Genomic DNA, 13,528 nt, shown 5'->3' with positions numbered 1-13,528 from the left:
AGCGAGGCTCGGGGCATGGTCACGTCATCCGCGGTGCGGGACGGGCGGCCCGCCCCCCGGTGGGCGGTGGTCGCCGCCCACATCGTCCCGCTCACGACCCTGCCGTCCGGGCTCTGGCGCGTCCCGCTCGCGCTCGGCTTCCCCATGGGGCTCGTCGGGCTCCAGATCCAGTGGTGGGAACCGCCCTACTTCATCGCGCTGAGCCTGGTGACGGAGGGCGCGGCGCTGCTGACGCTGGGGCTGGTCCGGCCGTGGGGCGAGCGGGTGCCGCGCCGGGTCCCACTGCTCGGTGGCCGCCGGGTGCCACCGCTCGCCGCCGTCGTGCCCGCATCGGCCGGTGCGGTGGCGCTCGGCCTGATCTGGGCGTACGCCTTCCGCGACTTCCCCGAGCTGGGCAACTTCCACTTCGCCCACGGCGGCTGGAAGGTGCTCATGATCGCGGCGTACCTGCCGCTGCTGCTGTGGGCCCCCTTGCTCGCGGCCGTGACCGTCGCCTACTACCGGCGGCGCTGCCGCGGCTGATCGGCACGGCGCCGATTGCACCGGGCCCGCCGTGTTGCATACGGTCTGTCATCAGACATGCGGCTCGGAAGAGGGGGCGCGAGTGGCGGACAACGGAGCGACGGCACTGGTCGACGCACTGCGGGAGCTGGGGGTCGAGCTGGCCTTCGGGCTCCCGGGCGTGCACAACCTCGCGGTGTGGGAGGCCTGCGCCGAGGCCGGGATCCGGCTGATCGGCGTGCGGCACGAGCAGGCCGCCGCGTACGCGGCCGACGGCTACGCGCGGGCCACCGGACGGCTCGGCGTCGCGGTCGTGACCACCGGGCCGGGCGCGGCCAACACGCTCGGCGCCACCGGCGAGGCCATGACGTCGGGCGCACCGGTGCTGGTGATCGCTACCGACATCCCGTCGACGCTGCGGCGGCCCGGCGTCTACCGCGGGGTGCTGCACGAGACCCGCGACCAGGCAGCGATGTTCGCGCCGGTCACCAAGGCGGCGACGACCACCGCCGCGGCGGCCGACCTGTACGCCGAGGTGCTGGAGGCAGGGCGGGAGGCGCTGCGGGCGCCCACCGGCCCCGTCTACCTGGGCGTGCCGACCGACCTGCTCACCGCATCGGTGACGCGGCGGACGCCCGTCGAAACCGCCCCACCGGAACCGCCGGACGCGGACCTCGACGCCGCGCTCGCGCTGATCGAGCGGGCGGAGCACCCGCTGCTGTGGGTCGGCGGCGGGGCCGTGCGCGCCGGCGCGGGCCACGCCGTGGGCCTCCTCGCCGAACGGCTCGCCGCCCCGGTCGTCACCACCTACCACGGGCGCGGTGTGCTCCCGCCCGATCACCCCTGCCTGGCGCCCGCCACCGCCCACGTCCCGGCCATCGGCGCGCTGTGGGACGACTCCGACCTCGTGATCGCGGTCGGCAGCGACCTCGACGGGATGACCACCCAGAACTGGCGGATGCCGCAGCCGCCCGCGCTGCTCGCGATCAACGTCGACGCCGCGGACGCCGCGAAGAACTACCGACCCGACCACGTCCTCGTCGGCGACGCGCGCGCCGTGACCGAACGGCTCGCCGCCGCGGTGCCGCAGCGGGACGGGCTCGACGTGCTCGCGGTGCAGACCGGGTCGATGCGCACGCAGGTGGCCGCGCTCGTCCGCGAGGAGGAACCGCAGGCCGCGCTGCTGCTCGACACGTTCGACCGGGTGCTTCCCGCGGACGCCACCGTGCTCGCCGACATGTGCATCGCCGGTTACTGGGTGGCCGGTTTCCACCGGGTGCGCGGCCCGCGCAGGCTCGCGTACCCGATGGGCTGGGGCACGCTCGGCTTCGCCTTCCCCGCAGCGCTCGGCGCGGCCGCGTCGGGCGCTGGGCGCGCGGTCGCGGTCGTCGGCGACGGTGGGTTCCTCTTCGCGTGCGGCGAGCTGGCCACCGCGGTCCAGGAGCGGTTGCCCGTCACGGTCGTGCTGGTCGACGACGGCGGCTACGGCATGCTCCGGTTCGACCAGGTGCAGTCGGGCGTGCCCACCCGCGGCGTCGACCTGGTCACACCCGACTTCGTGGCGCTCGCCCACGCGTTCGGCGTGCCTGCCGAGGGTGTGGACGGCTTCGGCGAGGCGTTCGAGGACGCGCTCGCCAAGAGCCTCGCGACCGACGGGCCGTCGCTGGTCGCGGTGCGGGCCGCGCTCACACCGCCACCGTCCACCTCGCCGCGCTGGTACCGGGCGGCGGGATGATCGACAAGCGGGTGGCGTCCCTGGCCGTGGCCGTGGCCGGGGTGCGGGACGGCGACACGGTGCTGGTGGGCGGGTTCGGCAACTCCGGGGTTCCGGTGGAGCTGGTGCACGCGGTGCTGGACCTGGGCGTGCGGGACCTCACCGTCGTCACCAACAACGCGGGCAGCGGCGAGACCGACATCGCCGCGCTGATCCGCGAGCGGCGCGTGCGCAAGATCGTCTGCTCGTACCCGCGGTCGTCGGGTTCGGTGTGGTTCGAGAAGCTGTGGCGGGCGGGCGAGATCGAGCTGGAGCTGGTGCCGCAGGGCACGCTCAGCGAACGGATGCGGGTCGCGGGCGCCGGGCTCGGCGGGTTCTTCACCCCAGCGGGCGCCGACTCGCCGCTGGCGGAGGGCAAGGAGGTCCGCGTGATCGACGGGCGCCGGCACGTGTTCGAGGAGCCGCTGAAGGCCGATGTCGCGCTCATCAAGGCCGACCGCGCGGACCGGTGGGGCAACCTCGTCTACCACTCGGCGGCGCGCAACTTCGGCCCGGTGATGGCCACCGCGGCGGCGCTGACGGTGGCCCAGGTGCGCGCGTTCGTCGAGCTCGGGGAGCTGGACCCGGAGACCGTGGTGACGCCGGGCATCTTCGTGGACCGGGTGGTGGTGGCGTGAGCGAGCTCGCGAGCGAACCATCGGCGCAGAGGCTCGACAAGCGGCAGCTGGCCGCCCGGGTGGCGCAGGACATCCCGGACGGCTCCTACGTGAACCTGGGGATCGGGCTGCCCACGCTCGTCGCGGACGTGGCGCCCCCGGACCGGGAGATCATCTACCACAGCGAGAACGGGATCCTCGGGATGGGACCGGCGCCCGAGGAGGGCACCGGCGACCCCGAGCTGATCAACGCCGGCAAGCAGCCGGTGACGCTGCTGCCCGGCGGCGCGTACTTCCACCACACCGACGCCTTCGTGATGATGCGCGGCGGGCACATCGACATCACGGTGCTCGGTGCGTTCCAGGTGGCGGCGAACGGCGACCTCGCCAACTGGGCCACCGACGACGCCACGCTGCCGCCCGCGGTCGGCGGGGCGATGGATCTCGCGGTCGGGGCCCGCCGGGTGCTGGTGATGACCACGCACACCACGAGGGACGGCCGGCCCAAGCTCCTGCGCTCGTGCACCTACCCACTCACAGCCGCGGGCGTGGTGGACCGGATCTACACCGACCTCGCCGTGATCGACGTGACGCCGGACGGGTTCGTCGTCCGGGAGGTGGTCCCGGGCCTCAGCCGCGACGAGCTGCAGGCGCGGACGGGCGCGCCGCTGCGCTTCGCGACCGACACGTGAGGGATGGTTGACTCGGGTCATGGACACCGGACTGAAGGGACGCACCGCCGTCGTGCCCGGCGCGAGCTCCGGCCTCGGCCTCGCCGTGGCCCGCGCGCTCGCCGCGGAGGGCGCGAACGTCGTGCTGGGCGGACGACGCGGCGAGCTCGTGCGCGATGAGGCCTCGAAGCTGCCGTCCGCGGTCGGGGTCGAGATCGACCTCACCGACCCCGCCGCAACGGACGCGCTGGTCGGCGCCGCGCAGGAGCAGTTCGGCCCGGTCGACGTGCTCGTGCTGAACGGCGGCGGCCCCCCGCCCGGCGTGGCGGTCGACTTCACCCCCGAGAAGCTCGCCGACGCCGTCGCGCTGCTCGTGCAGCCGCACCAGCGGCTCGTCCAGGCCGTGCTGCCGGGGATGCGCGAGCGCGGCTTCGGCCGGATCGTCGCGATCGGCTCCAGCGGCGTGCAGGCCCCGATCGAGCGCCTCGTCGCGTCGAACGCGGGCCGCGCGGCGCTCGCGGGCTACCTCAAGACCCTCGCCACCGAGGTGGCCGCCGACGGCGTCACGGTCAACATGGTGCTGCCCGGCCGCATCGCCACCGACCGGGTCGGCGTGCTCGACCGCGCCAACGCCGAACGCTCCGGCAAGAGCGAGGAGGAGGTGCGGGCGCAGGCCAAGGCCGCGATCCCCGCGGGGCGGTACGGCACGCCCGAGGAGTTCGCCGCGGTCGTGACGTTCCTGGCCAGCGCCGCCGCCTCCTACGTCACGGGCGAGCAGGTCCGCTGCGACGGCGGGCTGGTGCGGACGCACTGAGCGAGACCCGATCGTCGGCCCCACCCCGTACGGTCGGCCCCGTGGCTCCCCGAGGCAGCAGGTCCCGCCCCGTCAAGCGCCGGCCCGAGGCGCCCGACCTGCCCACCGACCTGGAGGCCGCGCCGGGCGCGGTCGAGGGCGGCGAGCTGTGGGACTGCGTCGACGCCGGTGCCGAGGTCCACGTGCCCGACCGCGTGGCCGACCTGCGGATCCAGGAGAGCCGGTGGGTCGGCGGAAGCCTCGCCGGGGTGCGCTTCACCGGTCTCGAATGCCGGGACGTGGAGTTCGTCCACTGCGACCTGTCCGGCGCCCGGCTCGAGGAGGCCCTGCTCACCCGCGTCGTCTTCACCGACTGCCGGCTCACCGGCACCGCATTCGACGGGGCGCAGCTCACCGACGTCCGCATCGCCGACAGCACCGCCGACCTCGCCGGGTTCCGGATGGCGAAGGCCCGGTTCCTCCTCGTCGAGAACACCTCGCTGCACGGCGCGGACTTCTACGACTTCGACGGCGAGCACTGCGCGATGCTCGGGTGCGACCTGGCCGAGGCGAGCTTCGACACGGCCCGGCTGCGGGAGGTGGACCTGCACGGCTCCACCCTCGACGACGTCCGCGGCGCGCTCTCCCTGCGCGGCGCGCGGATCAGCCCGGACCAGATCGTCCCGCTGGCCACCGTGCTGCTCGACGCACTGGCCATCCAGGTGACGGACCAGCCCTGATCTAGTGGATCAGGCCCCGGCGACCCGCATGATCAGCCCCGGCCCAGGAACGGCATCTTCGTCGCGGTGATCGTCAGGAACGGGACGTTCGCGTCCAGCGGCAACCGGGCCATGAGCAGCACGGCGTCGGCCACGTGCGCCGGGTCGAAGGTCGGCTCCGGGCGGACGCTGCCGTCGGCCTGCCGGGCTCCCACGGAGATGCCGGCGGTCATGTCGGTGGCCGCGTTGCCGATGTCGATCTGCCCGCACGCGATGTCGTAGGGGCGCCCGTCGAGGGCGATGGACTTCGTCAGGCCGGTGATGGCGTGCTTGGTGGCCGTGTACGCGGCGCTGCCGGGCCGCGGCACGTGCGCGGAGATGGAACCGTTGTTGATGATCCGGCCGCCCTGCGGACGTTGGGCGCGCATCGCGGTGAACGCCTCGCGCGCGCAGAGGAAGGCCCCGGTCAGGTTGGTGGCCACGGTGGACGTCCAGTCCTCGACCGCGATCTCGTCCACGCTGCCGGACGGGCCGAAAGTGCCTGCGTTGTTCACGAGGAGGTCGACCCGGCCCCACCGCTCCCGCACCGCGGCGAAGAGACCGGCCACGGACTCCGCGTCGCCGACGTCGGTGGGCACCACGAGCGCCGACTCGCGGCCGTCCGCGGTCTCCTCGAGCGGCGCCGCCCGGCGCCCCGCGAGCGCCACCCGGTAGCCCGCGTCCAGCAGGGCGGTGGCCACCACCCGCCCCACGCCGGAGCCCGCACCCGTCACCACTGCCACATCGCCGTCCGTCACGAGCGACATGATCTCGTGCTCATCCGGCCCGCGCGACCACGCATCCGGCGCGGCCGCCCGCCAGCTCGGCGAGGTGCCGCTCCACGACCGTGAACCCACCGGCCTCGAGCACGCCCGCGAGACGCCCGACGGTCGGCTCGGTGGCAGCGGGGTCGAGCGGCTGGAACGGCAGCGCGAACCGGCCGCCCGGCGCGAGGTGGGCGCGCACGATCGCGAGCTCGCGGCCCGGATCGCCACGCAGGAACACCGGGACGTGGATCGCGAAGACGAGGTCGAACCGGACGCCGTCGAGGTCGGCCTCGTGCAGCGCCGCCACCTGGAACGCCGCCCGCCCGGTGGCGACGTGCCCGGCATTGCGCCGGCCGGCCGCCTCGATCATCTTCGCGGACCGGTCGATGCCGAGGATGCTCCCGCCGTCGAGCCGCTCGCACACGAGCGACGCCGCCACGCCGTGCCCGCATCCGATCTCGAGTACGCGGTCGCCGGCGCGCACGCCCAGCGTCTCGACCGCCCAGACCAAGCGTTCCGCCGCCGGTGCCATGCGTGGCAGCATCGCAGTCGTGCGGCACCTGACCAGGATCGCCTCCGCCGAGGACGTCGCCGTGGACGACCTGCGGATCGTCGAGCGGACGCACGCCTGGACCGCCCCCGAGCACACCCCCGGCCACCAGCTCGTCTTCGTGCGACGCGGCACGTTCGGGCTCCGGCTGCGCCGCGCGGAGACGACGGTGGACCCGGTCCGGGCGTTCGTCGGTCGCGCGGGCGACGAGCAGAGCATCGCCCACCGGCCCGGCCGCGAGGACGCCTGCACGGTGGTCTCGCTCGGTCCGCGGCTGGCGGACGACGTGCTGCCGCGCAGGCTGCCCGCCACGCTGCGCACGTCCGGACCGGTCGACATGGCCCACCGTGCGCTGCTCGCGCGGGCCCGCCAGGGCGCGGACGGGTTCGAGCTGTCCGAGCGGGTGGTGCGGCTCGCCGACGGCCTGCTCCGCGACCCCGCGAGCGCCCCGGCCCGCGACGGCGCCCCGTCCCACCGGCGGCTGGCCGAGGCGGCGCGGGAGGTGCTGGTGGCCGATCCGGCGTTCGACGGGCTGGTCCGCCTCGCGCGGCTGCTCGGCGTCTCCCGGTCGCACCTCTCCCGGGTGTTCCGCGCCGAGACCGGGGAGACGCTCACCCGGTACCGCCGGCACCTGCGGGTGCGGGCCGCGCTCGACCGGCTCGCCGACGGCCACCGCGACCTCGCCGGGCTGGCCGCCGATCTCGGGTTCGCCGACCACGCCCACCTCACCCGGGCGGTGCGGGCGGAGGTCGGTGACCCGCCCAGCCACGTGCGACGCATCCTGGCGGATGAGCACGAATCGTCAAGCCGGGCGCGGCGGCGACGCGGACGATCGACGCATGATCGTTCGAATCTGGAGCGCCCGCACATCCGGTGACCCCTCCGCCTACGAGCAGGAGTTCCGCGACCACGTCCTCGACGCGCTGGGCGGCCTCGACGGCTTCCGGGGTGCCTACCTGTTGCGCCGGACGGCGGCGACGAGCACCGAGTACGTCACCCTGACACTGTTCGACTCGTTCGCCGACGTGCGGCGCTTCGCGGGCCCGGACGTCGACGCGGCGAACGTCTCCCCCGCGGCGCGTGCGGTGCTGGACGACGTGGACGAGCGGGTGCGCCACTACACGGCGGTGGTCACCCCGCCTCGGTGAGCGAGAGCGACCCCTCAGTCGACCATCGCGGGGCCGCCGCCTGCGGGCGCGCTGCGTCCGTGCCGGAGGAAGCAGGCGAGCACGACCGCCATGGCGGTCATGATCGTGGTGATCAGCATGACGTCGTCGAGCGCCGACACGAAGACCTGGGTGTTGGTCTGCTGGTAGATCGCCATGGTGCCGAGCACCTGGCCGGTCTGCCCGGGACCGAGCTCCGGCATCATGTCGGGGCTCATCAGCCCGCTGCGGTCGGCGTTGAGCTGGGCCTGCTGGATGGTCATGAACGCCGTCAGCGCGGCGAGGCCGAGAGCCGCCGAGACCCGTTGCACCACGTTGTTGAACGCGCTCGCCGAGCTGACGATCGTGGGCGGCACGGACGAGATCCCGCTCGTCATGATCGGCATCATGCAGAGCCCCGTGCCGAAGGCACGAAGGCACAGCAGCGCGATGATCTCGCCCTGCGACGTGACCGCGGTCAGGTCCCGCATCATGTACGTCGCGATCATCATGATCGTCAGGCCGACGACAGCGGGGACGCGGGCGCCGATGCGGTCGTAGATCTGCCCGGCCACCGGCATCAGGACGAGCATGACGAGCGCCTGGGGCATGAGCAGCAGCCCGGCCTCGAACGCCCCGAGCCCGCGGGCCTGCTGCAGGTAGACGGGGATGTAGAACAGCACGGAGAACAGGCCGATCGAGAGCACAGAGATCAGCAGCAGCGAGTTCGTGTACGGCCACACGCGGAACACCCTGATGTCGAGCAGCGGGTTCTCGACCGCGTTCTCGATCACCACGAACAGCGCGAGGCACAGGAGCCCGAGGATGATCAGGATCACCGTCGGGTAGGCCGTCCACCCCCACGACTGCCCCTCCGAGAGCGCGAGCAGCAGCGACGAGAGACCGGTGGCGATCGCCAGGAATCCGAGGAGGTCGAACCGGCCGGCCGGCTGCCCGGTGAACGCGGGCAGGAGGAGGAAGGCCGCGATCGCCCCCAGCATGCCGACCGGGACGTTGATGAAGAAGATCAGCCGCCAGTCGACGTACTCGACCAGGTAGCCGCCGAGCGTCGGGCCGACGGCGGGCGCGACGACGACCCCGAGGCCGTAGATGCCCATCGCGCTGCCGATCTTCTCCTTCGGCACGATCTGGTAGAGCATCGAGAGGCTCACGACCGGCAGCACACCGCCCGGGATGGCCTGCAGGACCCGGAACGCGATCATGCTGTCCAGGTCCCACGCGACACCGCAGAGCGCCGATCCCGCCGCGAAGGCGAGCAGCGAGAAGATGTACAGCCGGGTCATCCCGACGCGGTTGGCGAGCCACGAGCTGGCCGGCACGACCACGCCGAGCACCAGCGTGTACGACGTGGCGATCCATTCGATGTCGTCCGCGGTGACCCCGAAGACGTTCTGCATCTTCGGGATCGCCACGTTGACGATGCTCGTGTCGAGCACCGACATGAACATGCCGGAGACGAGCACGACGAGCGGCAGGAGCCATCCCCCTGAGGCCGGGCGGGTTTCCGCGCGAGCCTGGGCCGCTTGCGTCACCGGTCAGCCCTTGTGGATCTTCACGGTGACGTTCATGCCGGGGACGATCCCCAGGCCCTCCGGGTTCTCGATGTTGATCTTCACGGGGATCACCTGGGTGACCTTCTGGAAGTTCCCGGAGGTGTTGGACTCCGGGAACACCGAGAACACGCCCGCGGCGCCGCCCTGCACCTCGCGCACCGTGCCCCTGAACACGTGACCGGGGAACGCGTCGACGTCGATGTCGACGATCTGGCCGGCGCGGACGTCGTCGATGTCCGTCTCGTCCACCCGCGCCGTGACGAAGATCTTGGAGAAGTCGTAGGCCACGGCCAGCTCCGTGCCCGCGGTGACGTACGTGCCCTCGACCGCGTTGTTGACCGCGACGGTGCCGTTGCCCGGCGCGCGCACCGGCATCTCCGGCTGGACGAACGCGCCCTGGATGCGGATGCGCCCGACGACCTTGTCCTCCTGCAGCTGCGCGCCCTGCGTGGCCCTCCAGTCGATCACCGTGCCGCTGGTGGGCGCGTTGACCGAGATCTTGTCGCCGTCGATCTGGGCGTTGTCGGTGGTGACGTAGTTCTGGGCGTCGATGAAGTACCAGGCCGTGACCCCACCACCGGCCAGAACCGCGATCACGAGGATCACGATGAGCGAGATGCGCGTGCCCCGCGACATCTGCCGCTTCGGCTTCGGCTCGGCAGCGCCGCCTCCGGCAGCGCCACCTGCGGCGCCATCGCCGCTCCCCGCCTCGGCGCCCCTGCGGTCGCTGCTTCCGTTGCTCACCGTCGATACCGGCTCCGTGGCCGGACCTTCAGACATGGACCGACTCCCTCCCCCGCTCGAGTATCCGCTCGTTCACCGGGCGGCGGGCAACAGAACCTGCTGCCCCTCCCGCAGGCCGGAGAGCACCTGCGTGCGGTCCGCCCCCACCTTGCCCGCCTCGAACGGCACGGACTTCTGGGATCCGTCGGGGTCCACGACCGTCACGGTGGGTCGGCCGTCCTCCTGGCGCACCGCCGAGGACGGCACCGTGAGCACGTTGTCGAGCTCCTCGGTCACGACGGTGGCGCGCACCGTCTGCCCGTCCTTGATCCGCGGGTCCGACTTCTGGACGACCATCGTCACGTAGTAGCTGACCACCCCGGAGATGGCCGTGCCGGTCGGGGCGACCGACAGCACCGTGCCCTCGAGCGTGACGTCCGGGACGGCGTCGACCGACACGTTCACCTTCTGGTTCGGCACGATCGTCGCGGCGTCGGCCTCGCTGAACGGGACCACGACCTGGAACGCGTCGATGTTGTCGAGCACCACGAACTGGGTGCCGCCGGGCCGGGCGGGGTTGGCGCCGACCCCGGCCGCGGCCTGCGCAGCCGACGCGGAGTCCACGCCCGGGATGCCCGCGCTGCTGCCCGGGGCGAGTGCGCTGGTGCCGCTGCTGGGCGCGACGTACTCGCCCACCACACCGTTGATGGCCGAGACCGTGGCGGCCACCGGGGAACGCAGTGTCGCGTTGTCCAGGTCGCGCTGCGCGGCGGCCACGGCAGCCTGCTGGCTCACGACCGCGCCGCGCTGCTCCTCGATGTTGAAGGGCCGGTCCGACTTCTCCGAGTTCGCGTTGTTGCGGGCGTTGACCACGCCCTGCTCGGCGTTCGCGATGGAGAGCTCGCCGCTGGCCCGCTGGTTGTCGCGCTGCTTCTCCGCGGTGTCCACCGCGTTCTTGCTCACCACGACCTGCTGCTTGGCCTGCACCACCGCCTGCTTGTCCGCCGCAATGGCGGTGCAGGCGGCGGGGTTGCTGCTCGTCGACACCAGCGGCTGCGAGGAGATGCTCGGTGCGAACACGCCGGACGACCCCTTGGTGCTGCCGTCGTCGTCCTCGTCGTCCTCGTCGCCCTCGGCGTTGTTGCGGCCGCCGCTCGACGAACCGCTACCGCCCGACGCACCGCTCCGGTCCGCCGAGCTGCTGTCATCAGACGTAGTGCTGTTGGCCACCGTGCCGTCGTCGTCGCCGCACGCCCGCTGGTCGGCGTGGAGCTTGTCCTCGGCCTTGTCCAGGGCCTTCTCGTCGATGTCGAGCTTGCGCTTGGCGTTGTCGATCTCCTGCTCGGCCGCGTCGAGCGCCTCGTCGGCCTGCTTGCGCGTCTTGTCCAGGATCTCCTGGGCCTGTGACAGCGTGTCCTGCGCACCGTCGGCGACCGGCGAGTTGATCAGCCGGTCGAGGGCCGCCTGCTGCGAGTTGAGCTGTCCCTGCTGCTGCTGCAACGCCTGGCGCAAGGCGAAGTCGTCGACGGTGGCGATCACCTGTCCCGGCTCGACGCGGTCGCCGACCTTCACGAAGACGTTGGTGAGCTGGCCGCCGTTGGGGAAGCCCATGTTCTGCTGGCTGGCAGCGGTCATCGACCCGGTGCCGGACACGCCGCTGGTGACCGCTGCACGCTCGACCGTCGCGGTGGTCGGTTTCCCCGGCTCCTCGGTCGTGCACGAGGCCAACAGCAGAACCGCCATGGCACCGCAGCCCGCCGCGCCGATCCGCTGCAGCCGGCCAGTCGGCACACGCCGCCTGTTCATCTGCTGCACGCTCCCCTCCCGAAGATGCGGCACAATCACCACGCTCTGGAAACGAGAGAGGAGTCTCGCAGATACCGTCTCGCCCGATCGAGGGACCCCCGATCATGGGAAAGTGGCGCTCCGTGCTGATAGAACGCTGAGAGCCAGACCGAGAGGACGGCCGTGGGAGACGAGCAGCTGCCCCGCCTGCGGGCTGACGCGCGCCGCAACCGCGACCGTATCGTCGCCGCAGCCAAGACGTGGTTCGCCACGCACGGGCCCGAGGCGCCCACCGAGGAAATCGCCCGATCGGCGGGCGTCGCGCCGGGCACGCTGTACCGGCACTTCGCCGACCGGGAGGCGCTGATCCGGGCGGTGGCGGTGGACAACTTCGACCACGCGATCGCCGAGGCCAACGCCGCCGTCACCGAGGAAGCCTCCGCGTGGGACGCACTCGTGCGCATCCTGCGCCAGTCCCAGGAGCTGCGGCTGTCCTTCCGGCTCCTGACGGCCTACCCGCACATGCACGCGGTCCTCAAGAAGGAGCGCAACGCCGACCAGGCCCGCCGGCACATGGTCGACCTGCTCGACCGCGTGGTGCGCCGGGCGCAGGCGGAGGGCACGCTGCGCACCGACGTCGGCACCGGCGACGTCGCTGTGATGTTCGCCCTGCTGGCCCACCCGCTGGCCGTCGAGCAGAGCGCGACGGCGCAGCTGGCCTCCGAACGCTGCATGGCGCTGCTCCTCGAGAGCCTCCGGGCCGGCGGGGACCACGACAGGCTGCCCGGGCAGGCCATCTGGCCCGACCAGATCACCGACGACGCAACGGCCCCGCCTGACGGCCCGCTGGACGGTTGATTCCTGGGGGCTCTGTGGTCGAGGGCGATCGGGGAGCGCTCGACGGGCGTGGTCGCGGCCGTCGGGGGCGCCCTCGAGCTGCGAGGGGGCCCCGGAGAAGGACCGGGTCTTGCCTATTGGGAATCGTCTAGGCGGAGGCTGGGAGGCGGGACCGTTCGCCGGGGCCGATCTCCGGGTGGTCGTCCGCGGGGTCCCAGCCGAGGTCGGCCGTGGCCCGGGTGGTGGCGTAGAACCCCGCGGTGCCGGCCATCGGTGCACGCAGCGGCACCCCGGGGTACCAGCGCGCCGCGAGCTCGGTGCTGGGGGTCGAGGTGGTCGTGCGGTCGGCCACGACGTGGTAGACGGCGTGGCCCGGCGTCGGGCGGAGCGCCGCCAGCAGGCAGGCCGCCGCCGCGGCGTCGAACGACACCCAGCCCCACAGGTCCTTGCGGTTGCGCTCGTCCTGGCCGTCCCGCAGGGCGGAGGCCGCGTCGTCGCGGAGGCCGTGCAGCCGCAGGGCGGAGAACGCCACGTCCGGACGGCGGCGGGCGAACGACGCCGACTGCTGCTCCACGATCCACTTCGACAGGCTGTACGGGTCCTCGGCGTAGGTCGGGTGGTCCTCGTCCACCGGGAAGTAGTCGTAGCGCGGCGCGGCGCTGTAGACGCCGCCGATCGCGTTGATGCTCGACGCGAGGCAGACCCCGTCGAGGCCGTGCTCCTCCGCGGCGACCAGCACGTGGTACGTGCCGTTCACGTTGACCCGGTGGACCTCCGGTTCCGGGTAGCGGGGGTGCACCAGCCCGCCCAGGTGGATCACGGCCTGGGCTCCGGCGAGCGCGGCCCGGGTCTGCTCGAGGTCGGTGAGGTCGGCGCCCCGCCACTCGACGCGCCCGTCGGGCTTCCCCGTGGCGCCGGGCAGGTCGGTGGCGATGACCTCGTGCCCGGCGCGCACGGCCCGGGCCACGACGTGCCGGCCGAGCCGGCCCGCCGCGCCAGTGACGGCGATACGCAACTGCACTCCCCTTCTAGTGTCCCCCGCCGGAAGTCCGTC

Annotated in this window: 15 protein-coding genes; 9 read left to right on the top strand and 6 right to left on the bottom strand. The window is 72.9% G+C overall.

Features of this window, described 5'->3' with window-relative positions:
• Positions 1–15: 15 nt before the first annotated feature.
• The 6 genes from ABEA81_RS22385 (at position 16) to ABEA81_RS22360 (ending at position 5,075) form a co-directional block, all read left to right on the top strand.
• Positions 16–522 (top strand): hypothetical protein, encoded by a 507-nt coding sequence (locus ABEA81_RS22385; protein ID WP_345607240.1) that lies wholly within the window; start codon positions 16–18, stop codon positions 520–522.
• A gap of 82 nt (positions 523–604) precedes the next feature.
• Positions 605–2,236 (top strand): thiamine pyrophosphate-binding protein, encoded by a 1,632-nt coding sequence (locus tag ABEA81_RS22380; RefSeq protein WP_345607239.1) that lies wholly within the window; start codon positions 605–607, stop codon positions 2,234–2,236.
• A complete protein-coding gene (locus ABEA81_RS22375) occupies positions 2,233–2,892 on the top strand; it encodes a 3-oxoacid CoA-transferase subunit A (protein ID WP_345607238.1) in 660 nt (219 codons plus the stop codon). The genes ABEA81_RS22380 and ABEA81_RS22375 overlap by 4 nt, the downstream gene beginning before the upstream one ends.
• On the top strand, positions 2,889–3,563 hold the full coding sequence (locus ABEA81_RS22370; RefSeq protein ID WP_345607237.1) for a 3-oxoacid CoA-transferase subunit B: 675 nt from the start codon (positions 2,889–2,891) through the stop codon (positions 3,561–3,563). The genes ABEA81_RS22375 and ABEA81_RS22370 overlap by 4 nt, the downstream gene beginning before the upstream one ends.
• Positions 3,564–3,582: 19 nt before the next feature.
• A complete protein-coding gene (locus ABEA81_RS22365) occupies positions 3,583–4,356 on the top strand; it encodes an SDR family oxidoreductase (protein WP_345607236.1) in 774 nt (257 codons plus the stop codon).
• 41 nt (positions 4,357–4,397) lie between these two features.
• Positions 4,398–5,075, top strand: a complete 678-nt coding sequence (locus ABEA81_RS22360) for a pentapeptide repeat-containing protein (RefSeq protein ID WP_345607234.1) — start codon at positions 4,398–4,400, stop codon at positions 5,073–5,075.
• Positions 5,076–5,107: 32 nt separating this feature from the next.
• Here the strand turns inward: ABEA81_RS22360 and ABEA81_RS22355 are convergent, their stop codons facing one another.
• On the bottom strand, positions 5,108–5,860 hold the full coding sequence (locus ABEA81_RS22355) for an SDR family oxidoreductase (protein ID WP_345607233.1): 753 nt from the start codon (positions 5,858–5,860) through the stop codon (positions 5,108–5,110).
• 10 nt (positions 5,861–5,870) lie between these two features.
• Complete coding sequence (locus tag ABEA81_RS22350; RefSeq protein WP_345607232.1) at positions 5,871–6,392, bottom strand: class I SAM-dependent methyltransferase; 522 nt, start codon at positions 6,390–6,392, stop codon at positions 5,871–5,873.
• 19 nt (positions 6,393–6,411) lie between these two features.
• Between ABEA81_RS22350 and ABEA81_RS22345 the strand changes: the two genes are divergently transcribed.
• Together ABEA81_RS22345 and ABEA81_RS22340 are read left to right on the top strand one after the other, a co-directional pair.
• Positions 6,412–7,287 carry a helix-turn-helix transcriptional regulator gene (locus ABEA81_RS22345; RefSeq protein WP_345607231.1) on the top strand — a complete coding sequence of 292 codons (876 nt, stop codon included), beginning with the start codon at positions 6,412–6,414 and terminating at the stop codon, positions 7,285–7,287.
• Positions 7,250–7,558, top strand: a complete 309-nt coding sequence (locus ABEA81_RS22340) for a hypothetical protein (RefSeq protein ID WP_345607230.1) — start codon at positions 7,250–7,252, stop codon at positions 7,556–7,558. Before ABEA81_RS22345 ends, ABEA81_RS22340 begins: the two co-directional genes overlap by 38 nt.
• 14 nt (positions 7,559–7,572) lie before the next feature.
• Here ABEA81_RS22340 and ABEA81_RS22335 read toward each other — a convergent pair whose 3' ends face one another.
• From ABEA81_RS22335 to ABEA81_RS22325, 3 genes are read right to left on the bottom strand one after another with little or no spacing between them, the layout of a single operon-like run.
• Positions 7,573–9,108 carry a DHA2 family efflux MFS transporter permease subunit gene (locus tag ABEA81_RS22335; protein WP_345607229.1) on the bottom strand — a complete coding sequence of 512 codons (1,536 nt, stop codon included), beginning with the start codon at positions 9,106–9,108 and terminating at the stop codon, positions 7,573–7,575.
• A 3-nt stretch (positions 9,109–9,111) separates the two neighbouring features.
• Positions 9,112–9,909 carry an efflux RND transporter periplasmic adaptor subunit gene (locus tag ABEA81_RS22330; RefSeq protein ID WP_345607228.1) on the bottom strand — a complete coding sequence of 266 codons (798 nt, stop codon included), beginning with the start codon at positions 9,907–9,909 and terminating at the stop codon, positions 9,112–9,114.
• Positions 9,910–9,945: 36 nt separating this feature from the next.
• A complete protein-coding gene (locus ABEA81_RS22325) occupies positions 9,946–11,658 on the bottom strand; it encodes an HlyD family efflux transporter periplasmic adaptor subunit (protein ID WP_345607227.1) in 1,713 nt (570 codons plus the stop codon).
• 162 nt (positions 11,659–11,820) lie between these two features.
• Between ABEA81_RS22325 and ABEA81_RS22320 the strand changes: the two genes are divergently transcribed.
• On the top strand, positions 11,821–12,495 hold the full coding sequence (locus ABEA81_RS22320) for a TetR/AcrR family transcriptional regulator (protein WP_345607225.1): 675 nt from the start codon (positions 11,821–11,823) through the stop codon (positions 12,493–12,495).
• A 127-nt stretch (positions 12,496–12,622) separates the two neighbouring features.
• Here ABEA81_RS22320 and ABEA81_RS22315 read toward each other — a convergent pair whose 3' ends face one another.
• On the bottom strand, positions 12,623–13,489 hold the full coding sequence (locus ABEA81_RS22315) for an NAD-dependent epimerase/dehydratase family protein (protein WP_345607223.1): 867 nt from the start codon (positions 13,487–13,489) through the stop codon (positions 12,623–12,625).
• Positions 13,490–13,528: the final 39 nt, after the last annotated feature.

Origin of the sequence: Pseudonocardia adelaidensis, assembly GCF_039543345.1 — a bacterium.
GTDB lineage: Bacteria > Actinomycetota > Actinomycetes > Mycobacteriales > Pseudonocardiaceae > Pseudonocardia > Pseudonocardia adelaidensis.
This window is presented reverse-complemented; position numbering and strand designations above follow the sequence as displayed.